This window comes from Streptomyces sp. NPDC085931, assembly GCF_044540565.1.
Taxonomy (GTDB): Bacteria; Actinomycetota; Actinomycetes; order Streptomycetales; family Streptomycetaceae; genus Streptomyces.
In genome coordinates, this window is the sequence record NZ_JBITSK010000003.1 from 446,562 (window position 1) to 472,407 (window position 25,846).

Here is a 25,846-nt window from a genome sequence, read left to right on the forward strand (position 1 = left end):
GGATGTCCGGTGCGTCCGTACCGGGAGGACGCGACATGGATGAGGCGACCGCCGTACCGGACGGCCCCGGGTCACCCGGCGGCCGAGGCCGGGACGGCGGGGCTGCCGGCCGGGGCCGGACCGGGGACACGGGGTGGATCGAGGACGTCCTGACGACCCCGCTGGTCGAGGCCGTGCGGGATCTCGACGGCTACGGCGGGCTGGTCTACCTGCGCTCCCCCGACCGGCGCTCCCTCGTGCTCGCCATGGTCACCGGCGTGCCCCGGTCCCTGCTGAAGAGCTGGTGGCGGGTGCCGGTGGGGGGCGTGCTGCCCATGGCGGAGGCCTACCGGCGCGACGAGACGCTGTGGCTGCCCGACGAGCGCGCCGGCATGGTCCGCTTCCCGCACTTCACCGCCGGACTGCCCTACCCCTTCGGCTCCGCCTACCAGCCGGTCCGGGCCGGTGGCGAGGCCGTGGGCGTCCTGGTCGTGCTGCGCTCGGCCGCCCGGGCCCCGATGGAGGCGGAGGCGGTGCGCCGCGCCCTGCGGCCGGCGCAGCGTCAGCTGGCCGAGCGCCTCGGCCGCCTCGCCGCCGGGCGCCCCGTGGCCGGCGGATCCGGCCCGGGCCCCGCCACGGGCGTCGTCGAGTACGACGCCGAGCCCGTCAGCGTGCGGCTGCCCACGCCCGCCGTGCACCCCGTCCGGGTGGGCCTGCTCGACTGGGACCTGGACACCGACCGGTGCACGGCGGACGACGAGGCCCTCGCCCTGCTCGGCATCGACCGGACCGGCTTCGGCGGCGCCCTCGCGGACATCGCGGCCCGGGTCAACCCCGACGACCTGCACGAACTGCGGGCGAGCCGGAGCGACGCGCTCGCCCACGGCCGGGTCAGGTCCCGGCACTTCCGGGTGCTGGACGAGTCCCGGGACGGCGAGGAGCTCGGCTACCGGCCCGTCGAGCTGTGGGGGCATCTCGTGCGGGGTGCCGACGGCTCCGGCCGCATCCTGGTGTGCGCGCTCGTCGACGCGGCCGTCGGGCTCACCGCGGCCGAGGCCGCCGAGCGGCTGCCCGACGCGCTCTTCTCCCTGGACCAGGACGGCCGGCTGACCTACCTCAACCGGCGCAGCGAGGAACTGCTCGGCTGCGGCCGGGAGGAGCTGCTGGGCCGCTACCCGTGGGAGGTGATCACCTGGCTGCGGGACCCCGCGTACGAGGACCGCTACCGGGCGGCGATGCTGTCGCAGGAGCAGGTGTCCTTCCTCGTGCGCCACCCGGGCGGGGCCCGGCTGAGCTTCGTGCTGTACCCGGACGTGCACGGGCTGACCGGCCGGGTGTACCCGGCCGGGCCGCCGCCCGGGCACGAGCCGGCCGACGGCGACGGTGCCGCCCGGGGCGGCGCCGCGATGGCGCCGCCGCCCGGGCCGGTGGCCGAGGCGCGGGCCGGGGCGCTGTACCACGTGGTGCAGATGGCGAGCGTGCTCACGGAGGCGGTCACCGTGCGCGACGTGTGCCGGGCCGTGTCGGAACAGCTGCTGCCCGCGTTCGGGGTGCGGGAACTGGCCCTGTACACCGTCCGCGAGGGCCGGATGTACCTGCTGTGGGAGTCGGGTTACCCCGAGGGCTTCCTCGCCCCGTTCGAGGGCATCACCCTCGACACGCACCTGCCCGGCGTGCACGCGCTGACCACGCGGCTGCCGCTGTTCTTCGAGTCGCCCGAGGACCTCTCCGGGGCCTACCCGGGCATCGCCCTGGACCGGATGAGCGCCTGGTCGTTCCTGCCGCTGATCGCCTCCGGCCATCCCGTCGGCTCCTGCATCCTCGGCTGGGACGCCCCGCACCGCTTCACCTCCGACGAGCGCTCGGCCCTCACCGCGCTCAGCGGGCTGGTCGCGCAGGCGCTGGAGCGGGCGCGGCTGTACGACGCGGAGTCCGCCGTCGCCCGCGGCCTCCAGGAGGGTCTGCTGCCGCACCGGCTGCCGGCGGTGGAGGGGCTGCGCACCACCGGCCGGTACCTGCCCGGCACCCAGGGCATGGCCATCGGCGGCGACTGGTACGACGTGATCACGACCGGGCGCGGGGTGGCCCTGGTCATCGGGGACGTCGAGGGCCACAGTGTCGGGGCCGCGGCGGTGATGGGCCAGTTGCGCAGTGCCGTGCACGCCTTCGCGGCGAGCGGGCGTCCGCCGCAGGAGGTGATCACGCACACCAACCGGCTGCTGGCCGAGCTGGAGGCGGACGCCTTCGCCACCTGCTGCTACATCGAGCTGGACCCGCGCACCGGACGGGCCCTGGCCGTACGGGCGGGCCATCCGCCGCCGTTGCTGCGCCGTCCCGACGGACGTGCCGAGACGCTGGATCTCGCGGGCGGGGTGATGCTGGGCGTACAGCCCGACGCGGTCTACCCCGTCACCGCGCTCACGCTGGAGCCGGGCAGCGTCCTGGTGCTGTACACCGACGGGCTCGTGGAGCGGCCCGGGAGCGACATCGAGGCGGGGATCGACCGGGTCCGCGGCTGCCTGTCCGACACACCGGCGGACTCGGTGGAGCACCTCGCCGACCGGCTGGTGGGCACGGCCCGGCGGGCCCGGGAGCGGCCGGACGACGTGGCGCTGCTGCTGACGGCGTACCGCTGACCGGCCGGCCACGTCACGGGCCCGGTCGGGGGACGGACGGGGCGGGCGGCTGGGAGTACGGTGGGCGCAACGGCGAGCGAGGCGGTGGTGGGCGGTGGATTGGCAGCGGTACGCCGAGCAGATGGCCGAACTCGCCCGCGATCTGGTGGCGCAGGATTCCGTGCAGGCGACCCTGGACGAGATCGCCGCGTCGGCGGTGAAACTGGTCGAGGGCTGTGACGCGGCGGGCATCCTGACCGTGTCCCGGGGCAAGGCCGTGACGCTGGCCGTCTGCGGTGACATGGTCGAGGAGTCCGACCGGCTGCAGGGCGAGCTGGGCGAGGGGCCGTGCTTCGACGCCGCCCGCCGGGTGGACGGCGAGCGGCTGTTCCGGATCGCCGACATGACCGCGCCGCAGCCGTCCTGGCCGCGCTACAGCCGGGCGGCGCGGGATCTCGGCATCGGCAGCATGACGGGCGTGCTGCTCTACACCCACGAGCGGGACTTCGGCGCGCTCAACCTCTACTCCCGCCGCCCGGGGGCGTTCGGCCGGGACATCGAGACCGCGGGCTGGCTGCTCGCCTCGCACGCCGCGGTGGCGCTGGCCACCGCCCGCACGGTCGACCAGCTCGAACACGCCCTGGAGACGCGGCACGCCATCGGCGAGGCCATGGGGATCCTCATGGAGCGCCACCGGCTGAGCGAGGACGAGGCGTTCGGTGTGCTGCGGCGCCTGTCCCAGGAGCACAACGTGAAGCTGCGGGACGTGGCGCGGCGCGTGCAGGCCGACCCCTCCGGTCAGGGCTGACCGTCCGGGCCGCGCACGGCGCGCAGCAGGAGCACGGTGATGTCGTCGCCGTGCCGGCCGGTGGGCGCCGTGTGGCGGACGAGGCGGTCGATGAGCCGCTCCAGGTTCTGGCCGTCGGCGCCGTCCAGGTGCCCGGCCAGGCCGGCCGTGACCCGGGTGGCGTCGGTGCCCGGGAGTTCGACCAGGCCGTCGGTGTAGAGGGCGAGGGTGGTGCCCGGGAGCAGGGGCGTGGTGGTGACCGGGTAGCGGGTGCCGGGGGCGATGCCGAGCAGGGGGCCGGGCTCGACCTCCAGGACGCCGCCCGGGCGGCCGGTGTGCCGCAGCAGCGGCGGCACGTGCCCGGCGCTGGCGAAGGACGCCTCGTGGCGGGCGAGGTCGAGATGGGCGTAGAGGCAGGAGACGAGCAGGTCGGAGTCGAGGTCGGCCAGCAGCCGGTTGGTGCGGGCGAGGACCTCGTCGGGGGCGGCGCCGGCGGTGGCGTGGGCGTGGACGGCGATGCGCACCTGGCCCATCAGGGCGGCCGCGGCGACGCTGTGGCCTTCCACGTCGCCGATGACGGCGGCCGCGGTGGTGTCGTCCAGCCGCAGGACGTCGAAGAAGTCCCCGCCGACCTCGATGCCGTGGCCGGCCGGCATGTAGCGGGCGGCCACGTCCAGGCCGGGCAGGCGGGGCAGGGCCCGGGGCAGCAGGGCGCGCTGCAGTTCGCCGACGAGACGGTGTTTGGCGTCGTAGAGGCGGGCCCGGTCGAGGGCCTGGGCGATCAGGCCGGACAGGGAGGTGAGGACGGCGCGTTCGTCAGCGGTGAAGGGGTGCGGGTCGGTGTAGGACAGGATGCAGCAGCCCACCGGGCGGCCGGAGATGATCAGCGGCAGGAACGCCCAGGCCTGTTTGCCGCTGATGCGGGGGGCCCGGGGGTAGCTGGCCGTCATCTCGGCCGGGTGGGAGAAGAACGCGGGGGTGCCGCTGGCCATGACCTGTCCGGCGGGGGTGAGGTCGGTGTCCAGGGACAGGGCGTCGAGCCGTTCGATGACGTCGTCGGGGTAGCCGTGGTAGCCGGTGATCTTCAGCCGGCCGGCCTCGGCGGAGGACAGCACGAGGCCCTGGGCGCCGAAGGCGGGCAGGATCTGATGGGCGATCAGGGAGACGAGGTCGTGCACGGTGACCGTCTCGGTGAGCGCGGCGGCCAGGTGCACCAGCTGGTAGAGGCGTCCGGTGGGCGCGGCCGGGGCCGGGCGCGCGGCGGCGGGAGCGGGCGGTCCCCCGGTCCGTTCCCCGTCCGGGACGATGCGGACGCTGATGCCGCTGGTGTCGGGGTACAGCTGGAAGATCAGCTGCTGGTCGGGCGGGCGGAGCGCGGTGAAGGACACCGGGGCACGGCTGACGACGGCGGTGCGGTAGTGGTCCTCGTAGGCGGGGTCGTCCAGCCAGGGCAGGGACTGCCAGGGGCGGGTGCCGAGCAGCCGGTCGGCGCTGCGGCCGAGCAGCCGGGCCGCGGTGGCGGTGGCGAAGACGATGCGGCCCTCCAGGTCGAGGGCGAGGGCGCCCTCGGGGAGGCGTTCGAGGTAGTCGGCGGCGGCCAGGCCGGTCTGCACCGGGTGGTGCGCGGCCTCCACGGGGACGACGCGCGGCTGGTCGGGCAGGGCCGGGGGCCGGGGCGCGTCGTCGAGGAGGCGGGCCATGCGGCGGGCGATGGAGGTGATGTGGTCGCGTTCGCGGGCGGTGAGCGGGCGGGGGCGCATCGCGGGCCACATCAGCACCAGGCCGCCCCAGGGGCGCCGGACGCCGGTCAGGGGGACCGCGGTAAGGGCGAACGGGTAGGGCAGGACGGCCGCGGTCCTGGGGTAGCGGCGGGCCATCTCGTCCTGGCTCGCGATCCGGACCAGCCGGTCGTCGCGGATGGCGTCGGCGACGGGCACCGGCGCGGTGAGGGACAGCCGCTGCCAGGGAGCGGTGAACGCCACCGGCAGGCCGCACAACGCCACCAGGCGCAGCACCGGTTCGGCGTCGTCGATCAGGTACAGCCCGCCGGTCGAGGCGCCGGTGCCGCGCACGGTGTCGGCCAGGGCCGCTCCGAGGTCCTCCTCCAGCGACCCGGAGCCCACAGGTAGCTCGTTGCTCCCGGACATTGGCGTGTCCTCCCGCTCTAACCCGGACGCTACGCCTGACGGGCCCCGGGGGCATGTCGTCCGGCCGGTCCGAACGCCCGCTGCGGCGGGGCGCACGAGGAGACTCCGCTGCGCTGGGCCGCCGGCCACGACGACGTGCCCGTCCTGGACGCCCTGCCGGCCGCCGGGGCGGGCATCGAGGCTCCCGGGGCGGTGATCGCCGGAGGCACCCCGCTTCGCCGGCGCCCGCGCGTTCGGGCAGCGGCGCGCGGCCCGCCGTCTGGTCGACCACGGCGCCCGGACCACGCTCCAGGACGCCGCGACGCTCGGTCCGCCGGACCTGATCCGGGCGTACGGGGAGTCCGGCGAGCCGCCGTCGGCCGCCGGCGTCACCAGCGCGTTCCGGGGCGCGTGCCGCGGCGGGCACCGGTCCACGGCGCGGTACCTGCGCGACCACGGCGCCGACATCCACGGGCGCGGCTACGACGGCCTCACCCCGCTGGAAGCCGCCCGCCGTGAGGACGCGGCGGACGGGGTGGAGTGGCTGCGCGGGCTGGTGGGCGGCGGGCGGGGCGCGACGGCCGGCGCCGGGAGCCGTACGGGCCGGGTGATCGGGCGGGCCGGAGCCCTGCGGGGCACCGTGCCGTGACTCGGCCTCGGCGCGCCGCCGAGGGCATGCGTGCGCCCCGGGGCCCGGCCGGCCGTCGTGCGGGCCGGCCGGTCGGGCGCCGGGGGTCACAGGCAGTAGCGCACCAGCCACTCGTCCTGGTTGTACGCCGTGCGCGCGGGGTCGGGGAGGCTCGCCGCGCGCTCCTCGACCATGTCCTCCACGCGCACCGGCTCCGGGAGCGTCCCGAAGCGGGCCCGGCGCGCTGCGGCCTCCGGCTCGGTCCCCTGCTGCGTCGCCTCGTCCATGGCGATTCCCCTCTCCGTTCCGGCATGCCGGCCGATCGGCCCTCCTGGGCACAGAGTTGACGTGCGGGACGCGCTCCTGGTTCCCGCGACCGCCCGCCCGTAATCCCCGGCCCCGGGCGTCACCGGGGCTCAGCCGTAGAAGTTGCGCTGCCAGCGGTGCCTCGACGAGGACCGCCAGCCGGTCCTCGTCGAGCAGGCGTCCGTCGCTCACCGCGGTGTTGCGCTCGACGTTGCGGACGCTGCGCATGCCGGGGATGACGGTCGAGACGGCGGGCGCGCTGAGGACGAAGCGCAGCGCGGTCTCCGCCATGTCCTGGGGCTCGATGCCGAGATCGGCGCAGATCGCCGTGACCCTCCGCTCCACCTCGGCGGGCCGGTCGTCGCGGAAGTAGCGGTTGCGGAAGTCGCCCTCCGGGAACGTCGAGCCGGCCGTGATCCGCCCGGTCAGCCCGCCCTCGTCGAGGGCGACGCGCACGATGACGCCCACGCCGTGCTCCACGCACGCGGGGAACAGCCGCTCGGCCGGGGCCTGGTCGAAGATGTTGTAGATGACCTGGACGGTGTCCACCGTGCCGCTGCGCACCAGCCGCAGCGCGTTGTCGGGCTCGTGGTCGTTGATCGAGACCCCGAAGAGGCGGATCTTGCCCTCCCGCTTCAGCGCCTCGACCGTCTCGAGCCAGTCGCCGCGGCCGACCCACTCGTCGCTCCACACATGGAACTGCACGACGTCGAAGTGGTCGAGCCCGCTCGCGCGCAGGCTGGTCTCCAGGCTGCTGCGGAGGTGCGTGCCGGGGAACGCCTCGGCCGGGTCGAGCCCGCCGGGCGCGGGCCAGACCCGGTTCAGCGGCGGCACCTTGGTCGCGACGAGGATGTCGTCGCCGGTCCGTTCCCTGACCACCCGGCCGACGATGCGCTCGCTCTCCCCGTAGCCGCGTGCGGTGTCGATGAGGTTCACGCCGAGGTCCAGAGCCCGGTGCAGGGCGCGTACGGACTCGTCCTCGGTGGCGCCGACCCAGGCGGACTCGCCGATGCCCCAGGCGCCGTAGCCGATCTCCGACACGGACAGTCCGCTGCGTCCCAGTTCCCGATAGCGCACGCTGCACCTCCACGGCACGTGGTCCCGCGGCGGCCCCTGCCACCGGCTGCGCCGACCCTAGGCGATCATCCCCCGGGGGTCACCGCGATTTCGCCGACCGCGTGCCTTGTCCGACCGCACGAACTTTCACCTCGCCTGTTCTCCTGACGGCCCGCGAGTGATAGGAAACCTTCCTATCACTGGTGCACGGCAGCTCTCCCCACCCCCCACCCCGCTTGGAGGCCCCGTGAACAACCCGTCCACCCCACCCGCGCGCCGCGCCGTCCTGGCACTGTTCGGCGCCGCCCTGGCCACCGCCTCCCTCCCCGGCAGCGCTCACGCGACGGCGGACGTCCGCGCGGCCGGGCTCGACGATCCGGCGAAGAAGGAGATCGCGATGCAGCTCGTGTCGAGCGCTGAGAACTCCTCGCTCGACTGGAAGGCGCAGTACCGGTACATCGAGGACATCCGCGACGGCCGCGGTTACACCGCCGGCATCATCGGGTTCTGCTCCGGCACGGGCGACATGCTCGACCTCGTCGAGCTCTACACCGACCGCGTACCCGGCAACGTCCTCGCGCAATACCTGCCGGCGCTGCGCCGGGTCGACGGCTCCGACTCGCACGAAGGGCTCGACCCCGGCTTCCCCGCCGACTGGCGCGAGGCCGCCCGGGACCCCGCCTTTCAGAGGGCGCAGGACGACGAGCGCGACCGGGTGTACTTCGGCCCGGCGGTCCGCCAGGCGAAGGCGGACGGGCTGCGCGCGCTGGGCCAGTTCGCGTACTACGACGCCATCGTGATGCACGGCGACGGCACCGACCCGCTCGGCTTCCGCAGCATCCGCGCCCGCGCCCTGCGTTCGGCCAAGCCGCCCGCGCAGGGCGGGGACGAGGTGGCGTACCTCGACGCCTTCCTGGACGCGCGGGTGTGGGCCATGAAGCAGGAGGAGGCGCACAGCGACACCAGCCGGGTCGACACGGCCCAGCGGGTCTTCCTGCGCCGGCGGAACCTGGACCTCGAACCGCCGCTGGACTGGCAGGTCTACGGCGACAGCTACCACATCGGCTGATCCGCGCGGGCCGGCCCGGCACGGCACCGGGCGGCCCGCGGGCCGACGGTCCACCGCATTGGTCCGGGATACGGACAGGGAAGTGGACCTCCTCCTGGGCCGCCCGGCTGCCTAGCGTCGCCCGCATGAACGCCACCAGCACCCGCGGAGCCCTGCTCGCCGCGCTCGCCTGTGTCCTCGTCGGAGGGTCCTTCACCGCCAACAGCGTCCTGGGCTCCTACCCCTACGCGGGCGGCCAGTTCCTGCGGTACGGACTGGCGTGCGCGCTGCTGTTCCCGCTCGCCGGGCGGGGCTCGCTCGCCCGGCTGACGGCGCTGACGGGGCGTCAGTGGGTGCGCCTCGCCCTGCTCGCCGCGGTCGGCATGGTGGGGTTCAACCTGGCCGTGCTCGCCGCCGAGCGCACCGCCGAACCGGCCGTGCCCGGCGTGTTCGTGGGCTGCGCCCCCGTGGTCGTCGCCGTGCTCGTGCCGCTCGTGGACGGGCGCGGGCCCCAGCGCACGGTGCTCCACGGGGCGTTGCTCGTGGCGGCCGGTGCCTGCGTCGTACAGGGCTGGGGCCGCACGGACGCCGCGGGTCTCGCCTTCTCGGTGTGCGCGCTGGCGGGCGAGGTCGGCTTCGCCGTGCTCGCCGTCCCCGTGCTGCGGCCTCTCGGGCCCCGGCTGCTGTCCGCGGTGGTGTGCGCGGTCGCCGCGCTGGAGTCGGCGGCGGCCGGCCTCCTGGCCGAGGGGACCGGGTGGCTGCGGCGTCCGGACGCCGTCGAGGCCGGTGCCCTGCTGTGGCAGGCGGTGGTGGTCACCGTGGTCGGGTTCGTGTGCTGGTACATGGGCATGCAGCGGATCGGCGCGGAGCGCGCCACCCTGTTCTCCGGCCTGATCCCGGTCGCGGCGGCCTGCACCGCGCCGCTGGTGGGCACCGGCTCCTACGGCGTCGCGCAGGGCGCCGGCAGCGCGCTGGTCGGCCTCGGGGTGGCCCTCGGCTCCGGAGCGCTGCAGCGGCCGGGCGGCCGGCCGGCGCCGGTCCGGCCCGGGTCCGCGGAGCCTTCCCGGCGGCCACCTTTCGGGGGAACGGCCGCCCGCGGGGGCGTGGAGTCCGCGGCGGAGTGAACCCGGGCGCATCTAATGGGCGGAATCCGACGTCCCAGCCGACACGGGAGACCGCTCCATGCCGCACCTGCGCAGTGGTGAACGGGACCACGAGGCCGACCGCCGGGGGGCGCTGCGGCGGCTGGGCGAGTGGTGCGCGCGCCACTTCGTCGTCGTCATCCTCGCCTGGCTGGTCGCGCTGGTGGTGCTGCAGGTCCTCAGCCGGACCGTCGGCGGGGAGTACTCCGACAACTTCGCCCTGCCCCAGGCGCAGTCCCAGAAGGGCCTGGACGTGCTCGAGGAGCACGATCCCCAGGCCGGCGGCTACAGCAGCCAGATCGTGCTGCGCGACGACGGGCAGCCGCTGACCGCGCTGAGCTCGCAGCTGTCCACCGCCGTCGCGGACCTGGAGAAGCTGCCGCACGTGCTGTCGGCCCAGAACCCGCTGTCGGCGCAAGGGTCCTCCCCGGGGCAGTCGCAGCAGAACGTCGGCCCGCTGTCCGACGACGGGAAGACCGCCTACATCACCGTCCGGTTCGGCGTGCAGCCCTCGACGCTCGGCGACTCCTACCTGAACGGGGTGGACGACGCCGTGCGGCCGCTGCGGTCGGCCGGAGCGGAGGTGGAGTACGGCGGGCCGCTCGGCGAGCTCGCCCGGCCGGCCGCCGACGACCGGGTGAGCGAGCTGATCGGGTTCGCGGTGGCCGTCGTCGTGCTGCTGGTCGGGTTCGGCAGTGTGATCGCCGCCTGTGTCCCGCTGCTCAGCGCGCTCATCGGCGTCGTCGGCGGTCTGGCCGTCCTCGGGCTGCTGGCCGCCGCGTTCACCTTCGCGACGGTCTCCCCCACCCTGGCCACCATGATCGGACTCGGCGTCGGGATCGACTACGCCCTGTTCATGATCACCCGGCACCGGCAGAACCTCATGGACGGCGCCGACCCGGTGCGGGCCGCCGGGCAGGCCGCCGCCGGCAGCGGCCACGCCGTCCTGGTCTCCGGCTGCACGGTGATCATCGCGCTCGCGGGCCTGTCCGCCTCCGGGGTCTCCTTCATCGGCCTGCTCGGCCTGGCCGCCGCCGTCACCGTCGTCTCCGCCGTCGCCGGGGCGCTCACCCTGGTCCCGGCCCTGCTCGGGCTCATCGGCCGGCGCATCGACCGGTACCGGGTGCGCCGCCCCGTCGCCGAGACGGACGCCGCGGCGGGCGGGACCCCGCAGGGCACCTGGCACCGGTACGCGCAGCGGGTGGAGCGCAGGCCGGTGTGGTTCCTGTCCGCGGGCGTGGTGGTGGTCGTGGTGCTCGCGATCCCCGTGCTGTCGATCCAGCTCGGCCACATCGGCGACGGCGCCGATCCGAGATCCTTCACCGACCGGCGGGCCTACGACCTGATGACGGACGCGTTCGGGCCCGGCTCCAACGGCCCGCTCACCGTCGTGATCGACCAGAGCGGCGTCCCGGACGCGCAGCGGTCCGGACTGGCGTCGAAGGCCCAGCAGACGCTGGACAAGGCCGAAGGGGCCGCCGTCGTCACCCCGCTCACGCCCACCCGGGACGGCGACGTCCTGGTCGGTACGGTCTACTCGTCCCGGTCGCCGCAGAGCGCCACGACCACCGACCTGGTCAACCGGCTGGTCGACGACACCCTCCCGGACGCCGTCCAGGGCACGGACGCCAAGGGCTACGTCACCGGCACCACGGCGGCTCAGGTCGACTTCCGCGACATCGTCGCCTCCCGGCTGCCCCTCATCATCGCCGTCGTGGTGGCCCTGGCGTTCCTGATCATCCTGGCCGTGTTCCGCGGCCTGCTCGTCGCGGTGAAGGCGGCGGTCCTCAACGTCCTGTCGATCGCCGCCTCGTACGGGGTGGTGGTCGCCGTGTTCCAGTGGGGCTGGGGCGGTCCCGCGCTCGGGGTCAACGGCACGGTGCCGATCGAGAGTTACGTGCCCATGATGATGTTCGCCATCGTCTTCGGCCTCAGCATGGACTACGAGATCTTCCTGCTGTCCCGCGTCCACGAGGCGTGGCGGCGCACCGGGGACGCCAAGGCCTCGGTCGCGCACGCGCTGGAGATCACGGCACGGGTCATCACCTGCGCCGCCCTGATCATGGTGAGTGTGTTCGCGGCGTTCGTCGTCAGCGACAACATCGTCGTCAAGATGCTCGGGCTGGGGCTGGCCGTCAGCGTGCTGATCGACGCGACGGTGGTGCGTCTGCTCATGGTGCCGGCCGTGATGACCCTGCTCGGGCGGCACGCCTGGTGGACCCCGCGGTGGCTGGACCGGGTGCTGCCGCACATCGACGCCGAGGGCGAGGCGGCACCCGCGGCGGGCCGGCCGGCGGCGTAGGCCCCGGGGGTCAGTGCAGCATCAGGTGGACGAGGGCGAGGGTGCCCACCGACACGATCAGGGTGCGCAGCACGGCCGGGCTGAACCGGCGTCCGGTCCGCGCCCCGATCAGGCCGCCCAGCGCGGAGCCGGCGGCGATGAGAAGGACGGCCGTCCAGTCGAACTCCGCGAAGAAGAGGAACACCACCGCGGCGACGGTGTTGACCAGGGCCGCCAGCACGTTCTTGACGGCGTTGAGCCGCTGGAGCGTGTCGTCGAGCAGCATGCCCATCAGGGAGACGTAGATGATGCCCTGGGCGGCGGAGAAGTAGCCGCCGTAGACGCTGGCCAGGGTCAGGCCGGTGAAGAGCAGCGGGCCGCCGTCCCGGTGGGTGCGGCCGCCGGCCGTGCGACGGCGGCGCACCCGCCGGGCGATCAGGGGCTGGCAGGCGACCAGGACGAGGGCGAGACCCACCAGGACCGGCACGATCCGCTCGAACGCCGACGCGGGCAGGGTCAGCAGCAGGACGGCGCCCGCGAGGCCGCCGAGTACGGCGCCGATGCCGAGCAGGACGGCGCGCCGGCCCTGGCCGCGGAGCTCCTCGCGGTAGCCGACGATGGCGCTGACGGAGCCGGGGACCAGGCCGAGCCCGTTGGACACCGTGGCGGTGACCGGGGGCAGTCCGGTGGCGAGCAGGACGGGGAAGGTGATCAGCGTGCCCGAGCCGACGACCGCGTTGACGGCCCCCGCGCCGGTGCCGGCCGCCAGCACGGCCACCATCTCCCCCGGCGTCACGCGGCCGCTCCGCCGGGTGTGCCGTCCCAGGTGACGATGAGGTTCATGGGATCACGCTAGAGCGTGGGCGGTTCGGCACCGGCCGAAGGGTGCCGGTCGGCGGCCGTGCGGCCGGAAGCGGCGGGTGCGGGTGTGGTACGGACGCGGAACGGCGGCGGGAGTCCCCGAGGGGGACGTCCCGCCGCCGTTCGCCGGTCGTGCCGGGGCGGTGCCGGTCAGCCGCGTCGCACGCGGCGCAGGACCACGAAGCCGGCGGCGACCAGGACCGCGCCCGCCGCGGCGGGCCAGAGCTGGGCACCGGTGTCGGCGAGGCCGCCTCCGCCGACCGCCTGCGGCTCCGTCAGGGACGGGGACGACGGTGTCGGGGCGGCGCTGGTGGCCGTGCCCACGGCCTGGGAGTCGCCGAGACCGTCCGCGTCGCCGCCCTGCTGTTCCGCGCCCCCGCCGGACGAGGGCGTCACGAGGACCTCGGGTGCGGCGGTACCGGGGGTCTTGGAGCCGTCGGGCCGCGGCGCGGCGGTCGGCTCGTCCGCGGCCGGGGGCTGGGAGGCCCCGCCCTTGCCGGCGTCGCCGCCCTTGCCGTCGTCGCCCTTGCCTTCGTCGCCGCCCTTGACCTCGTCGTCCTTGCCTTCGTCGCCGCCCGCGTCGCCGGGCTTGCCGCCGTTGTTCCCGTCCAGCGGCGCGTCCGGCGTGCGCGTCGGCTGCTCCTGCGGGGCTTCCGGAGTCTGCGAGGGCTCCTCCTGACCGGGCTCCTCACCCTGACCGGGCTCCTCCTGGCCGGGCTCCTCGCCCGCCCCGGCGCCGCAGGTGCGGCCGTCGTTGATGCAGTCGACCATCTTCTTCATCAGCTTCTCGTCGAAGACGTTGATGAAGTCGCCGTGGTCGGTCACCGGCTTGTGCAGCTGCTCCGGGAAGGAGTCGACCGCGAACAGGGGTGTCGTGCGGCCGCCGTCCTGCAGGCTCGGCGCGTCGACGTCGTAGACGATGCGCTGCACGAGCTGCGGGATGGGACGGAAGCCGGACGGGCAGGCGCCGGCGGCGTCCGCGAACGCCACGTGGGTGCGGTGGTTGGCGCTGTCGATGTTGCGGCCGTCCCAGCAGCTCTGGAACTTGAAGGTGCGCACCACGTCACTGCCCTGCGGGCACAGCGGGTACTTGTCCTTCAGCTGCCGGTCCTCGAAGCCCGTGCAGCTCCAGGAGGCGTTGGCGTTGGCCGGGCCGTTCACGAACGCCTTGGCATCGCCGGTGATGATGCGCAGCAGCCGCGGCATGGCGGTGACCTTGTCGCGCGGATTGCCCACGAAGTTCAGGGTGACCTGCTTCGGCGTGACGATCTCGCCGGCGTTGCCCTCGATGCCACCACCCGGCTTCTGGGCGTCCTGCTCCTGCGTGCCGTTCTGCAGGCGCAGCACCGGCCAGTAGTAGGAGGACTTGTCGCCCTGGTCGACGCAGCTGGTCTCGGCGTTCGCCAGGTCCTGGTCGCTGGCGAAGGCGTCGTTGGCCTGGTTGCCGACGTAGTCGTGGAAGTGGTGGGCGCCGTTGGTCACACCCGGAGCGACGATGACGTTGTCCGAGTTGAACAGGCCGTTCTCGTTGACGCCGCAGCTGGTCGCGAACGAGCCGCGGGAGGCGTTGCCCTCCGGGCGCGGGGCGCTGACGTTGGGCTGGACGTTCTTGATGTCCACGAAGTCGGCGGCGACCGGGCCGTTGCCCGCCTGCCCCCCGTTCGCGCCCTGGCCCTGTCCCTGGCCGTTCTGCTGTCCCTCGCCCTGGTCCTGGCCGGGCTGTTCGCCGCCGTTCCCGCCCTCGCCCTCGGCGGGTGCCTGGTTGCCGGACTCCCGCAGGGTGCAGGCGGCGAGGGCGTCGAGCCCCTCGGGCCGGTCCCCCACGCGGTCGATGGCGACGGCGATCCGCTCCAGGGTCGCGGCCCGCTTGTCCTTCAGCGGGTTCACGATCGCGCTGTCGGCGAAGCCGGAGTCCTGCTGGATCTGCTGGGCGGAGGCGGTCAGCCGCTGGTAGGCCTGGGCGATCTGCTCGTCCAGCAGGGCGAGTTCCTTGTCGACCTCCGTCCTGGCCTGCTCGGGGACCGACGTCAGCTTGGTGCCGACGTCCGGGCAGTCGATCGTCGCGCCCCCGGCCGCAGCGCCCGTGCCGGAGCGCGTCCGGGCGTCCTCGCCGTCCCATCCGCCGTCCGTGGCCGAGGCGTAGACGTTCGCGGCCATCAGACCGCCTCCGCCCAGGATCAGCGCGAACGCGGCGAAGGTCGCGCGTCGTTTGCCGGTAGGGCGTCTTCGCGAATTGCGTGCCAAGGGTGCTCTCCTGCGCTTGTGGCGTGCCGGGCGTGAAAATCCCCTCGCCCCATACGTACGGGAGCACCGGTGCGTTCAGGTGTCTCGAAAATTTCGGAGAACTCTCATGACCCCGCTCATGACCGCGCGGAACACGCGGGCCCCGGCGGACACCGGCACGGGCTGCGCCCGACGTCAGAGCCGGTCGAGTTCCTTGGTGCTGCGCCCCAGGTAGGTGGCCGAGCCGGGCTCGGGGACGTGCAGTTCGTGGAAGCCCACGCGGTCGTAGAAGGCCCGGGCCCGTGTGTTGGCCGTGGCCATGGCGAGGTGCACGGCCGGGACGCCCCTGTCCTGGAGCGTCGCGAGGAACGTCCGCATCAGCCGGCGCCCGTGACCGCGGCCCTGCCAGTCCGGCAGCAGGTCGATGTGGAGGTGCGCGGGATAGGCGGCCAGTTCGGGCACGACCATCCGCTCCGGGTGGTGCAGCAGGTGGGCGATCTCCTCGTCGGGGGTGCGCGGCCGCCCGGACGGTTCCGGGTGGCGCCCGGCGACCAGCGGCAGCCAGGTGGTGCGGAAGGCCTCGGCGAAGCGCGCGGTGTCGGCGGTGCCGAGGATGTACCCGACGGCCTGTCCCCGCCCGTCGTCCAGCACGAAGGCCAGCTCCGGCTCCAGGTGGACGTAGGGGGCCGCGAAGGTGGCCGGGAAGATCGCCGGGTCCGCGTAGTGCGGGCGGCTGTCGCCGCCGTTGTGGGCGGTGCGGACGCAGATGTCGTCCAGGGCCGGACGGTCCTCGGGGCGGTAGGGGCGGATGATCGAAGACGGGGTCATGACCGCATCGTGCACGCTGTGGGAGCGCTCCCTCAACCCCCTCTCGGCGGTGCGGCCGCCGCCCCGGGCGGGGCATGCGCTGCGCCTCGGTCACGCAGGACGGACCGATCCGGTCGCGCCCCTGACGTCTGTCCCCGGTGCCGGCCGGTGACTGCTCCCGTGAGCTCCGCTTAAGGACACTGTCAGGGGTTACCCGGCCCCCATGGTGAAGCTGCATATTCCCGGACGAAAAGGACATCAGGCGGCCGAGGCTCCGCCCCGGGAGGAGCCGCGCCCGGAGCCCGAGGCGGATCACCGGGAGCCGCCCGCCCGCGCCACGGAGGAGCCGCGCCCGGAGCCCGAGGCGGATCACCGGGAACCGCCCGCCCGCGCCGCGGAGGAGCCCGGGCCCAGCCCCGAGGTGGAGCGCGCGGCGCCGGACTCGCCGACCGAGCTGCCCCGGACCTCGTGGGGCGCGGTGTTCAAGCGCAGCCTGCGCGAGTTCAAGGACGACGAGCTGACCGACCGCGCGGCGGCGCTGACCTACTACGGGGTGCTGGCGCTGTTCCCGGCCCTGCTGGTGCTCGTGTCGATGCTGGGCCTGACCGGCAGGTCGACCACCGACAAGGTGCTCGACAACATCCAGCAGCTCGCCCCCGGCTCGGCGCGCGACATCATCACCCGGGCCGTGGAGCAGTTGCAGGGCAACGCCGGCATCGGCTCGCTGATGGCGATCGTCGGTCTGGTCCTGGCGGTCTGGTCGGCCTCCGGCTACGTGGCGGCCTTCATCCGCTCCGCCAACGCCGTGTACGACATGCCCGAGGGCCGGCCGGTGTGGAAGCTGCTGCCGGTGCGGGTGGGTGTGACCGTGGTGCTGATGGTCCTGGCCGTGATCAGCGCGCTGATCGTGGTCTTCACGGGCGGGCTGGCCCGGCAGGCGGGGACGGCCCTGGGCCTCGGCGACACCGCGCTGACGGTGTGGTCGATCGCGAAGTGGCCCGTGCTGGTCGTCCTGGTGACCATCATGATCGCGATCCTGTACTGGGCGACCCCGAACGCCAAGGTGAAGGGCTTCCGCTGGATCACTCCGGGCAGTCTGCTGGCCCTGGTCATCTGGCTGATCGCGTCCGCCGGGTTCGCGATCTACGTGGCCAATTTCGCCTCGTACAACAAGACCTACGGAACGATGGCCGGTGTCATCGTCTTCCTCGTCTGGCTGTGGATCACCAATCTGGCGATCCTGCTCGGCCTGGAGTTCGACGCGGAGACGGTGCGGCAGCGCGCCATCGCCGGTGGTCATCCGCCGGAGGCCGAGCCGTACACCCAGCCGCGCGACACCCGCACGTGGGACGAGCGGGACCGGCGGCGGCTGGACGAGACCTGACCCGATCCGCCCGGCCCGGGTCCGCTCAGTCCATGAGCCCGGCGGCGATCGTCGCGCCCAGTTCCCGGCAGCGTTCGGTGTCGTTCCTGTCCGGCTCCCCGGTCACGGTCACGGCCTCGGCGGCACGCCGCCAGCCGAGGCCCGTCGTGACCGTCTCGATGCCGCGGACCGCGCCGGTGACGTCGTTGCCGCCGTGCACCCAGTAGCCGAACGGGCGCCCGCGCGTGGCGTCCAGGCACGGGTAGTAGACCTGGTCGAAGAAGTGCTTGAGGGCGCCGGACATGTAGCCGAGGTTCGCGGGCGTGCCCAGCAGGTAGCCGTCGGCGGCGAGGACGTCGGAGGCCGTGGCGGACAGCGCGGGCACGCGGACGACCCGGACGTTCTCGATCTCGGGGTCCGTCGCCCCGGAGAGGACGGCTTCGAACATCGCCTGGCAGTGCGGCGAGGGCGTGTGATGGACGATCAGCAAGGTGGCCACGCCTCCCGACCCTGCCCCGGCGTCCGCGTTCCCGCAAGCGGCGGCCCCGTCACCCCGTGCGGCCCCCGGCGAGGCGGAAAGGACCTCCGCGCGGAGAAGTCTCGCCGGCCATGAGTGATCGGCGCGAAATCCGGTACTCGACGGTCGCTCTCCGTACGAGAAAGGGAGGTACCGCCTTGTCGCAGGTAGAGGAATCCATCGAGGTCCGCGTCCCGGTCCACACGGCCTACAACCAGTGGACGCAGTTCGAGACGTTCCCGGAGTTCATGGACGGCGTGGAGCGCATCGAGCAGCGCACCGACACCCTGACGCACTGGGTGACGAAGGTCGGCGGCCAGGAGCGGGAGTTCGACGCGGAGATCACGGAGCAGATCCCGGACGAGCGGGTCGCCTGGACCACCGTGAACGGTGAGGCCAAGCAGGCCGGTGTGGTGACGTTCCACCGCATCCAGGACGACACGACCAAGGTCATGCTCCAGATGGACTTCGACCCCAGTGGCGTGGCCGAGACCGTGGGCGACAAGCTCGGGTTCGTCAAGCGGCAGGTCTCCGGTGACCTGCGGCGCTTCAAGGAGTTCATGGAGGCGCGCGGATCGGAGACGGGCGCCTGGCGCGGCGAGGTCTGACCGCTCCGGCGCACGCACGAGGCGGCGGCCGCCCCCGAGGGGGTGGCCGCCGCCTCGTGCGTGCCGTCGCGTCAGGCCACCGGGCTTCCGTCAGGCCACCGGACTGGCGATCCCGCTGCGCAGCAGGTGCCGCCCCTGCCGGATCAGGTCGTTCAGCCGCAGGGCGAGCCGGGCCGCGCCGTCGTAGAGGGCGTGGACGGCCGGGAGGCGTTCCAGGCGCGGGGCCAGCGCCGACAGGACGATGGCGAGGGCCACGCCGGCCCAGGCGACGGGCCCGAGCGGGGTGCAGCCGAAGAAGTGGCTGACGCCCGGGGTCTGCACGAGCGCGGCGAGCACGGCGGCCGAGCCGAGGGCGGTGACCCACACCAGCGTGCTGTGCCGCCGCCCGGAGAGGGTCTGCACGAGCTGGGCGCCGACCACGCCGCACAGGGCCATGGTGGTGGACCGGCGTTCGGTGCCGGGGGTGAGGCGGCCGATGAGGTACGCGGTGACCGCGCCGAGGCAGGTGGTGATGCCACGGCGGCGGATGGAGCGCAGCAGGGGCGCGCCGAGGACGCCGAGGCCCATCGGCCCGGTCGCGGCGTGCTCCGCGGTCGAGGGGTCGTCGCTGGGGGTGACCGCGACGGCCATGGCCGGGAACATGTCGGTGAGCAGGTTGACCAGCAGCAGCTGACGGGTCGACAGGGGTGAGGCCCCGGCGAGCAGCGTGCCGAGGACGCTGAAGCCGACCTCGCCGGCGTTGCCGCCGATGAGGATGCTGACGGCGTCGGCGACGCTGCGCCACAGGGCACGTCCCTCGACGACGGCGTCGACCAGGACGGACAGGTCACCGGTGGTGAGCACCAGGTCGGCCGCGTTGCGGGCGGCGGCGGAGCCGCGGGACTCCACGCCGACCCCGACGTCGGCGGCGCGGATGGCGGCGGCGTCGTTGGCGCCGTCGCCCGCCATCGCCACGACCCGGCCCGCCTGTTGCAGGGCCTCGACGACGTGCAGCTTCTGCTCGGGTGCCACCCGGGCGACGACGCCCGCGTCGCGCAGGACGCGCACGCGCCGGCGGCGTTCCATGGCGACCAGTTCGTCGCCGGTGACGACCTCGGTCTCCTCCGGCCAGCCCAGTTGCAGGGCGATGGCACGGGCGGTCTCCGGGTGGTCGCCGGTGAGCATGACGGGCACGATGCCCGAGCGGCGCAGCTCCACGAGCAGGGCGTGCGAGGTGTCGCGGGGGACGTCGGCGAGGGCGATCAGGCCGCTGAACTCCAGGTCGGCCAGGGGGGCTTCGAGTTCGGCCTCGGCGTCGTCGGCCCGGCAGGGGCGGCGGGCGACGGCGAGGACGCGCAGGCCCCGGCCGGCCAGTTCGTGGGCGGTGTCGGTGGCGTGGGCGGGCAGGTCGCGGCAGGCGGGCAGGATCGTCTCGGGGGCGCCCTTGACGACGAGGAGTTCACCGAAGCCGGGGTCGTCGTCGCGGCCGACGGCCGCGGCGTAGCCGCGCCGGGTCTCGAAGGGCAGTTCGCCGGTGGGGGTCCAGCCCTCGTCCGGCGGGGCCACGTCGAGGACGGCCTCGTCCGTGGCGTGCGCGATGCGCCGGCCCTGCCCGGTTTCCTCCTGCGGGCAGGCGCGCGCGGCCAGCCGCACGACCGGGAGCGCCTGTTCGGCGTCCGTGGCCAGGACGGTGCCGTCGGCGGTGGCGACGCGGACCAGGCGCAGCCTGTTCTCGGTGAGGGTGCCGGTCTTGTCGAAGCAGACGGTGTCGACGCGGCCGAGCGCCTCCAGGGTGCGCGGGGTGCGCACCAGGACGCCGCGCCGGGACAGCCGCCGGGCGGCCGCCATCTGCGCGACGGTCGCGACCAGCGGCAGCCCTTCGGGGACCGCGGCGACGGCGACGGCGACACCGCCGCTGACGGCGCGCCGGACGGGGCTGCCGCGCAGCAGGGACAGGCCGGTCACGGCGGCGCCGCCGGTGAAGGTCACCGGCAGTGCCTTGCGGGTGAGTTCCTGCAGCCGGGCCTGGACACCGGCGGGCGGCGGGGTGCGGGCGGCGAGCGTGACGGCACGGCCGGCCTCGGTCCGCTCGCCGGTGTCGACGACGAGCGCGGTGGCCCGTCCGGCCACGACGGTGGTGCCCTCGAACACCATGCAGGTGCGCTGGGCCACCGGCAGGCCGGGGGTGGCCTCGACGGACTTGGTCACGGGCAGGGACTCGCCGGTGAGCGCGGACTCGTCGACCTCCAGGCCGTCGACGTCCAGCAGCCGCGCGTCGGCGGGTACGACGTCGCCGGCGCCGAGGCTGATCTCGTCGCCGGGGCGCAGCCGGGTGGCGTCGACGGTGACGGTGCGTCTGCGGCTGTCCTGCCTGCGGGCCTTGGGCTGCTGCCGGGCCGCGAGCCGGGCCAGGGCCTGTTCGGCGCGCATCCGCTGGAGTCCGCCCGTCACGGCGTTGAGGTCCATGGCGCCGACGACCAGCAGGGCGTCGACGAGCGAGCCGAGCAGCGCCGAGGCGACGGCGCCGGTGGCCAGGACGGGGGTGAGCGGGTCGTCGAGTTCGCGGCGGACGGCGCCGGCCGCCTGCCAGGTCCAGCGGGCCGGGGCGGCGGCGGGGTGGCGGGCCGCCCGGGCCGCCTGCCGGCGGGAGCGGTCGGCGAGCAGGGCCAGTCCGCGGGGTTCCTCGTCGCGGTGGGCACGGCCCAGGCGCTCGCGGGCCTCGTGGGGTTCCAGGGCGTGCCAGGGGATGTGCAGCCGGGGCGCCGGCGGGGTGGCCCGGGCCACCCGGACGGCTTCGAGCCAGCCGGTGAGCAGGGCGCTGGCGGCGGCGATGTTGACGGGCGCGTGCCGGGTGAGGGGCCACAGCAGGTGCCGGCCGGGGGGCTGTCCGCCGCGGGCGACCAGCAGGCCCGACAGGGCCGCGCCCGCGCGGGCGAGGGTCTGCGAGCGGCGTCCCACCCGCCGGGCGGCCGGGATGGCGGTCAGCAGCCGCCAGACGTCGGTGAGGCCGCCCGGGGCGAGCGCGTCGGCGCCCCAGGAGACGGCCGCGCGGCCGTCGGTGAGGGCGATGGCGACGTCGCCCGCGGGCAGTCCGGCCACCACGTGCCCGTCGCCGGACTCGGGCAGCCGGGCGACGGTCACCACCACGTGACCGTCGTCCTGCAGGGCCCGTACGACGTCGCCGAAGGGCCGGCTGCCCGGGGCGACCTCGTCGGCGAGCCGGGTGATGTCCTTCAGGTCGGAGCCGCCCGCGATGACGACGTGCAGGCGCGCGCGGCGGGCGGCGTCGAGGACGGCCTCGGCGTAGGGGTGCACGGGGTCGTCGGGATCGTGGTCGTCCTCGGGGCCGTGACGCAGGGTGTCGGCGTGCAGGACGAGGGCGTCGGCGATCTCCAGCTGCCGCAGCCGTTCCCCGCTGCGTACGAGGATCCCGGCGTGGGCGAGGAAGGTGCCGAGGGTCGCGCTGAAGGCGGCCGGCCCGTACCGGGCCGCCTTCGGGGAGCCGGCGAGGACCGCTTCGGCGGCGTCGTTCGCGCTGTGGGTGACGAGCAGGGTGGCGGCGGCGCCGGCGAGGCTTCCGGTGCTGGCGTGCGAGGCGTACTCCTGGGCGGGCGTGACCTTCAGGGGCGGCCGCGTGTCGCCGGGGAGGGGCAGGCTGGTGCGCCCGGCGCGGCAGACGTCGTCGTGCAGCGCCTCGAAGGCCGCGGCCCTGGCCACGGCTTCGGTGAGCTGGGTGGAGCGGAGGATTCCGTCGAGGACGAGTGCCAGCGGGGTCTGGCCGACGCCGTGCGCGGCGGCGTTGGCGGCGGCGAGGACGAGTTCCATGCCGGAGGTGCCGAACCGGCGGCGGAGCACCGCCCGGAAGCGGGGGTTCTCGCGCAGCAGGGTGACGGTGGCGGTGACGATGCGCGGGGTGGGCGGCAGGCGCAGGGAGCGGCCGGCCAGGGCACCGGCCGCGCCCGCGGCGTCCAGCAGGATCGCCGCGGCGGTGACGCGCACCTCGCCGGGGTCGCCGGGGTGCGTGGTCGCGGGCTCCTCCGGATCGTCCGGGCCGGCGTCGTCGCCGAGGCCGAGGCGGGCGGCGAGTTCGGTGGCCCGTTCGGTGACGCGGTCGGTGGCGGCGTCCTCGGCCAGTGTGATCACCAGCCGGGCCAGGCCCTCGTCCCAGTAGGCGGCGAGCACGTCCGGGTGGTCGACGAGTTCCCGGGCCATCTGGCGGGCGAGGGCGCCGGTGCCGCCGCCGGGGTGGCGCAGGGCGAGGTGGAGGCGCTGCCCGGCCGTCCAGTGCCGACCGCCCGTGAGGGCGTTGCGCGCGACGTTGCGGACGCGGCGCGTGGTGTCGTAGGCGGACGTCACGGTCCGGGCGGTGTCGCGGGCGGCCCCGGCGGCCGCCCCGGCCACGGCCCCGACGAGGGGGGCGACGTCGAAGCGTGTGAGCATCTGCTGCTTCCCGATTCAGCCGGAGGGGTGTCCGTCGTGTCCGTGCCGGTGGGTCCGGTCCGCGTGGTGCGGGTCCTCGCCGTGGTGCGCGGTGGCTTCGGCGACCTGTTTCAGCGCGGAGGCGGTGGCGGTGTCGCCCACCTTGGCGGGCTGTTCGTGCACGTGCTGTTCGGGCCGGTCGTGCCGGTAGTGCGCCGAGGCGAGCCGGGCGCCGGGGCCGTGGGCGGAGGTGTCCGGCTCGTCCCGGCCGGTCGCGGAACCCTCGTCCGGCCGGGCGCTGCCGCCCTCGGGTGAGGAGCCGTTGTGGTGCTGTCCGGGCCGCGGCTGGGTGAGCCAGGCGACGGCGGCGCCGGTCAGTGCCACGGGCCACTCGACGACGCCGGCCACGCCGAGCACGCCGGCCCCGGCGTAGACGGCCATCCGGCGCCCGCGCGGCGAGACCGCGCCGATCCGGTCGAGGGCGTCGGTGGCGACCTTGCCGGCCTGTTCCGCGCCGGGCAGGTGCCGCAGGCCCGAGGCGACGGCCCGCAGCGGCTGCGGAAGACCGGACGAACGGGGTGTCTCCTGGTTCATGGCGACCTCCGCGAGCGCAGAATGGGCGACTTCCGGTTTCCCCCCTCTTCGCCCCATATTCCGTCTTCGACGGGGTATGCGCTTGTCTTGTTCGGCCAAGGCTCGGGTTCGGGTGTCAGACGACGGTCTGGCCGTCGTGGATGCCGCCCATGCAGCGCTTGGTCCAGGGGGAGCCGTCACCCACGGCGGAGATGATGATCATGCCTCCGCCGGCGACGCACTGGCTCGCGGTGACGTCCGCCGGGAGCGCCGCGGCGCGGGCGGGCGCGGCGAGCGCGGCCAGGGCCAAGGCGGCGAGCAGGGCGTACGGCAGCGTGCGCATGGGTGCTCCTTCGGAGGGGCGGGCCGGACGGCGGTGCCGTCCCAGCGTCGCCGGCACATGCCGGAGCCGCCAGCCGGGCGGGCGATCCGGGGGGCCGGGAGCCGCGGGCGCGCTTGGCGGGTCCGCGGCGCCGGCTCCCCGGGGCCCCGCCGCGCCGCCCGCCGGCCGAGCAGCGCACCGGAGGCCGCGGACAGACGGCCGGAGCCTTTCGTGTCGGGGCGGGCGCGCCGGGTACTCAGTGCTGGCACACAGCAGGCCGTAAGGGTCCGGACACCGCGCGGGAGCGGATCGTCCGGTTTCGGCGAATGGGAGTGGTCATGACGCAGAACGGGGATGACGCGACGCTCGTCCGGCGACCGGGGGTTCCCGACCTCGGGACGGCACCGGAGGGGGCCGAGCCCGCGCCACCGCTGGCCCTGCAGGCCGACGAGCCGCCGCAGGACCTGCCCCAGGACCGCAATCAGGCGATCCTGGAGGCGGCCAAGCAGGTCGGGGCGCTGCTGAAGCGCAAGGGGCACCTCTTCGCGCTGGCCGGCAGCGTGGCCGCCTACGCCCACGGCGGCGAGAAGAACCTGCAGCACGACGTGGACTTCGCGATCCGGCCCGAGGACGCCGACGCGGTCGCCGCCACGCTCCGCGACGCGGGGCTGACGGTCTACACGCCGCCGGAGGACTGGCTGATCAAGGCGACGTGTTTCGGCCAGCCGGTGGACATCATCTTCGAGCTGGCGCACCGGCCGGTCGGCGCGGACATGCTGGAGCGGGCGGAGGAACTGTCGGTCGACTCGGTGCGCATGCCCGTGCTGGCCCCGACCGACCTGCTGTGGAGCCTGACCGCCGCGTTCTCCGAGCACCACTGCGACTTCGGCGCCGCCCTGCCCATCGCCCGGGCCCTGCGCGAGAAGGTCGACTGGGAGCGGGTGCGGCGCGAGTGCGGTGACGAGCCGATGCCCGCCGCCTTCTTCTTCCTGCTGGAGCGCCTGAACGTCATCTGAAGGAGCACCCATGAGCACCCACGCCTCCCAGGACGCCGCCGGCGGGCCGGCCGCGAACCTGGACTACCGCATCGCCCACCTGCAGGAGCACCTCGCCTCGGGCGAGCTCGGTGAACTCGGCGTCCGGGTCGAGGCCCGCGGCCAGGCCGTGCTGCTCACCGGCACCGTGCCCTCGGCGCCGTGCCGCGACGAGATCCTGCGCACCGTCCACGAGGAACTGGCCGGGGTCCCGGTGCACAGTGACCTCGTGGTCGCCGAGGCGTCCTGCCCCGACCACGCGGAGGAGCTCGCATGATCCGCATCGCAGCCGTCGGAGACATCCATCTGGGACCGGACAGCCAGGGCGTGCTCCGCCCCGCCTTCGAGACCCTGCCCAAGTGCGCCGACCTGCTGCTGCTGGCCGGCGACCTGACCCGGCACGGCACGCCCGAGGAGATGCGGGTGGTCGCCACCGAGGTGCGGGACCTCGGCGTTCCGGTGGTGGCGGTGCTGGGCAACCACGACCATCACGCCGACCGGCCCGACGAGGTCACGGCCGTCCTCCGGGACGCCGGCGTCCACATCCTGGAGGGGCAGCACACGGTCGTGGAGAGCGGCGGGTCGCGGATCGGCGTGGCCGGCACCAAGGGGTTCGGCGGCGGGTTCGTCGGCCGCTGCGCCGGGGAGTTCGGCGAACCGGTGATGAAGGAGTTCGTCCGCTACTCGCGCCGCTGCGCCGACGGCCTGCGCACGGCCCTGGAGCGGCTCGGCGAGGCGGACTGCGACGCCCGGATCGCACTGACCCACTACTCCCCCGTCGCGGAGACGCTGGCGGGCGAGCCGCTGGAGATCTACCCGTTCCTGGGCAGCTACCTGCTGGCCGAGGCCATCGACACGGCCGGCGCCGACCTCGCGGTGCACGGGCACGCGCACGCCGGCACCGAGCACGGCATGACGAGCGGCGGCGTGAAGGTGCGCAACGTCGCCCAGCCGGTGATCGGGCGGGCCTTCCACGTCTACCACCTGCCGGTCCGTGAGCGTGCGGCCTCCACGGCCGCGGCACACGCGGCCCACTAGACCGACTCCCCTCCCCCGGGGGGGCGGGGGGCCCCCCCCGGGGGGGGGGGGGGGGCCCCGGGGGGGGCCCCCCCCCGCCCCCCCGGGGGGGGCCCCCCCCCCCCCCCGGGCGGGCGGTGGCGGAATTTGTGTTG

Annotated in this window: 19 protein-coding genes and 1 pseudogene; 10 read left to right on the forward strand and 10 right to left on the reverse strand. The window is 74.8% G+C overall.

Annotated elements, in window-relative coordinates; genetic code table 11:
* Positions 1-35: 35 nt before the first annotated feature.
* Together ACIGAN_RS07975 and ACIGAN_RS07980 are read left to right on the forward strand one after the other, a co-directional pair.
* Positions 36-2,615, forward strand: a complete 2,580-nt coding sequence (locus ACIGAN_RS07975) for a SpoIIE family protein phosphatase (protein WP_399855959.1) — start codon at positions 36-38, stop codon at positions 2,613-2,615.
* A 94-nt stretch (positions 2,616-2,709) separates the two neighbouring features.
* Complete coding sequence (locus ACIGAN_RS07980; RefSeq protein ID WP_365743984.1) at positions 2,710-3,402, forward strand: GAF and ANTAR domain-containing protein; 693 nt, start codon at positions 2,710-2,712, stop codon at positions 3,400-3,402.
* On the opposite strand, the gene ACIGAN_RS07985 is transcribed toward ACIGAN_RS07980, so the two are convergent.
* From ACIGAN_RS07985 to ACIGAN_RS07995, 3 genes and pseudogenes are all read right to left on the reverse strand, one after another.
* Positions 3,393-5,528, reverse strand: a complete 2,136-nt coding sequence (locus tag ACIGAN_RS07985) for a SpoIIE family protein phosphatase (RefSeq protein WP_399855962.1) — start codon at positions 5,526-5,528, stop codon at positions 3,393-3,395. The two genes, ACIGAN_RS07980 and ACIGAN_RS07985, sit on opposite strands and share 10 nt — an antisense overlap.
* 714 nt (positions 5,529-6,242) lie before the next feature.
* Positions 6,243-6,422 (reverse strand): hypothetical protein, encoded by a 180-nt coding sequence (locus ACIGAN_RS07990; RefSeq protein ID WP_351362269.1) that lies wholly within the window; start codon positions 6,420-6,422, stop codon positions 6,243-6,245.
* 129 nt (positions 6,423-6,551) lie between these two features.
* Positions 6,552-7,518: pseudogene (locus tag ACIGAN_RS07995) on the reverse strand (aldo/keto reductase).
* A gap of 226 nt (positions 7,519-7,744) precedes the next feature.
* On the opposite strand from ACIGAN_RS07995, the gene ACIGAN_RS08000 reads away from it, so the two are divergent.
* The 3 genes from ACIGAN_RS08000 (at position 7,745) to ACIGAN_RS08010 (ending at position 11,989) form a co-directional block, all read left to right on the forward strand.
* A complete protein-coding gene (locus tag ACIGAN_RS08000) occupies positions 7,745-8,566 on the forward strand; it encodes a chitosanase (RefSeq protein WP_399855965.1) in 822 nt (273 codons plus the stop codon).
* A 125-nt stretch (positions 8,567-8,691) separates the two neighbouring features.
* Positions 8,692-9,669 (forward strand): EamA family transporter, encoded by a 978-nt coding sequence (locus ACIGAN_RS08005; protein WP_399855968.1) that lies wholly within the window; start codon positions 8,692-8,694, stop codon positions 9,667-9,669.
* A 58-nt stretch (positions 9,670-9,727) separates the two neighbouring features.
* Complete coding sequence (locus tag ACIGAN_RS08010; RefSeq protein WP_399855970.1) at positions 9,728-11,989, forward strand: MMPL family transporter; 2,262 nt, start codon at positions 9,728-9,730, stop codon at positions 11,987-11,989.
* 10 nt (positions 11,990-11,999) lie between these two features.
* On the opposite strand, the gene ACIGAN_RS08015 is transcribed toward ACIGAN_RS08010, so the two are convergent.
* The 3 genes from ACIGAN_RS08015 to ACIGAN_RS08025 form a co-directional block, all read right to left on the reverse strand.
* The gene (locus ACIGAN_RS08015; RefSeq protein ID WP_365099660.1) at positions 12,000-12,764 is read right to left on the reverse strand and encodes a sulfite exporter TauE/SafE family protein; all 765 of its coding nucleotides are present in this window, start codon (positions 12,762-12,764) and stop codon (positions 12,000-12,002) included.
* A gap of 215 nt (positions 12,765-12,979) precedes the next feature.
* Positions 12,980-14,986, reverse strand: coding sequence for a DUF1996 domain-containing protein (locus ACIGAN_RS08020; protein WP_399856251.1), 2,007 nt, complete (start codon positions 14,984-14,986; stop codon positions 12,980-12,982).
* Positions 14,987-15,247: 261 nt separating this feature from the next.
* Positions 15,248-15,880, reverse strand: a complete 633-nt coding sequence (locus ACIGAN_RS08025; RefSeq protein ID WP_365096347.1) for a GNAT family N-acetyltransferase — start codon at positions 15,878-15,880, stop codon at positions 15,248-15,250.
* A gap of 202 nt (positions 15,881-16,082) precedes the next feature.
* On the opposite strand from ACIGAN_RS08025, the gene ACIGAN_RS08030 reads away from it, so the two are divergent.
* Positions 16,083-17,243, forward strand: coding sequence for a YhjD/YihY/BrkB family envelope integrity protein (locus ACIGAN_RS08030; protein WP_399855974.1), 1,161 nt, complete (start codon positions 16,083-16,085; stop codon positions 17,241-17,243).
* 25 nt (positions 17,244-17,268) lie between these two features.
* Here ACIGAN_RS08030 and ACIGAN_RS08035 read toward each other — a convergent pair whose 3' ends face one another.
* The gene (locus ACIGAN_RS08035) at positions 17,269-17,721 is read right to left on the reverse strand and encodes a flavodoxin family protein (RefSeq protein ID WP_399855977.1); all 453 of its coding nucleotides are present in this window, start codon (positions 17,719-17,721) and stop codon (positions 17,269-17,271) included.
* A gap of 176 nt (positions 17,722-17,897) precedes the next feature.
* Here ACIGAN_RS08035 and ACIGAN_RS08040 point away from each other — a divergent pair, with 176 nt between their 5' ends.
* The gene (locus tag ACIGAN_RS08040) at positions 17,898-18,347 is read left to right on the forward strand and encodes an SRPBCC family protein (protein ID WP_365096340.1); all 450 of its coding nucleotides are present in this window, start codon (positions 17,898-17,900) and stop codon (positions 18,345-18,347) included.
* Positions 18,348-18,437: 90 nt separating this feature from the next.
* Here the strand turns inward: ACIGAN_RS08040 and ACIGAN_RS08045 are convergent, their stop codons facing one another.
* The 3 genes from ACIGAN_RS08045 to ACIGAN_RS08055 form a co-directional block, all read right to left on the reverse strand.
* Positions 18,438-22,766, reverse strand: a complete 4,329-nt coding sequence (locus ACIGAN_RS08045; protein WP_399855980.1) for a cation-translocating P-type ATPase — start codon at positions 22,764-22,766, stop codon at positions 18,438-18,440.
* Positions 22,767-22,781: 15 nt separating this feature from the next.
* Positions 22,782-23,339, reverse strand: coding sequence for a hypothetical protein (locus ACIGAN_RS08050; protein WP_365744751.1), 558 nt, complete (start codon positions 23,337-23,339; stop codon positions 22,782-22,784).
* A gap of 115 nt (positions 23,340-23,454) precedes the next feature.
* Entirely contained in the window at positions 23,455-23,661 is a 207-nt protein-coding gene (locus ACIGAN_RS08055; RefSeq protein ID WP_399855982.1) for a hypothetical protein, read from the reverse strand.
* A 317-nt stretch (positions 23,662-23,978) separates the two neighbouring features.
* Between ACIGAN_RS08055 and ACIGAN_RS08060 the strand changes: the two genes are divergently transcribed.
* From ACIGAN_RS08060 to ACIGAN_RS08070, 3 genes are read left to right on the forward strand one after another with little or no spacing between them, the layout of a single operon-like run.
* Entirely contained in the window at positions 23,979-24,656 is a 678-nt protein-coding gene (locus tag ACIGAN_RS08060; RefSeq protein WP_365096328.1) for a nucleotidyltransferase family protein, read from the forward strand.
* A 10-nt stretch (positions 24,657-24,666) separates the two neighbouring features.
* Positions 24,667-24,951, forward strand: a complete 285-nt coding sequence (locus tag ACIGAN_RS08065) for a BON domain-containing protein (protein ID WP_365096326.1) — start codon at positions 24,667-24,669, stop codon at positions 24,949-24,951.
* Positions 24,948-25,712 (forward strand): metallophosphoesterase family protein, encoded by a 765-nt coding sequence (locus tag ACIGAN_RS08070; RefSeq protein ID WP_399855985.1) that lies wholly within the window; start codon positions 24,948-24,950, stop codon positions 25,710-25,712. The genes ACIGAN_RS08065 and ACIGAN_RS08070 overlap by 4 nt, the downstream gene beginning before the upstream one ends.
* Positions 25,713-25,846: the final 134 nt, after the last annotated feature.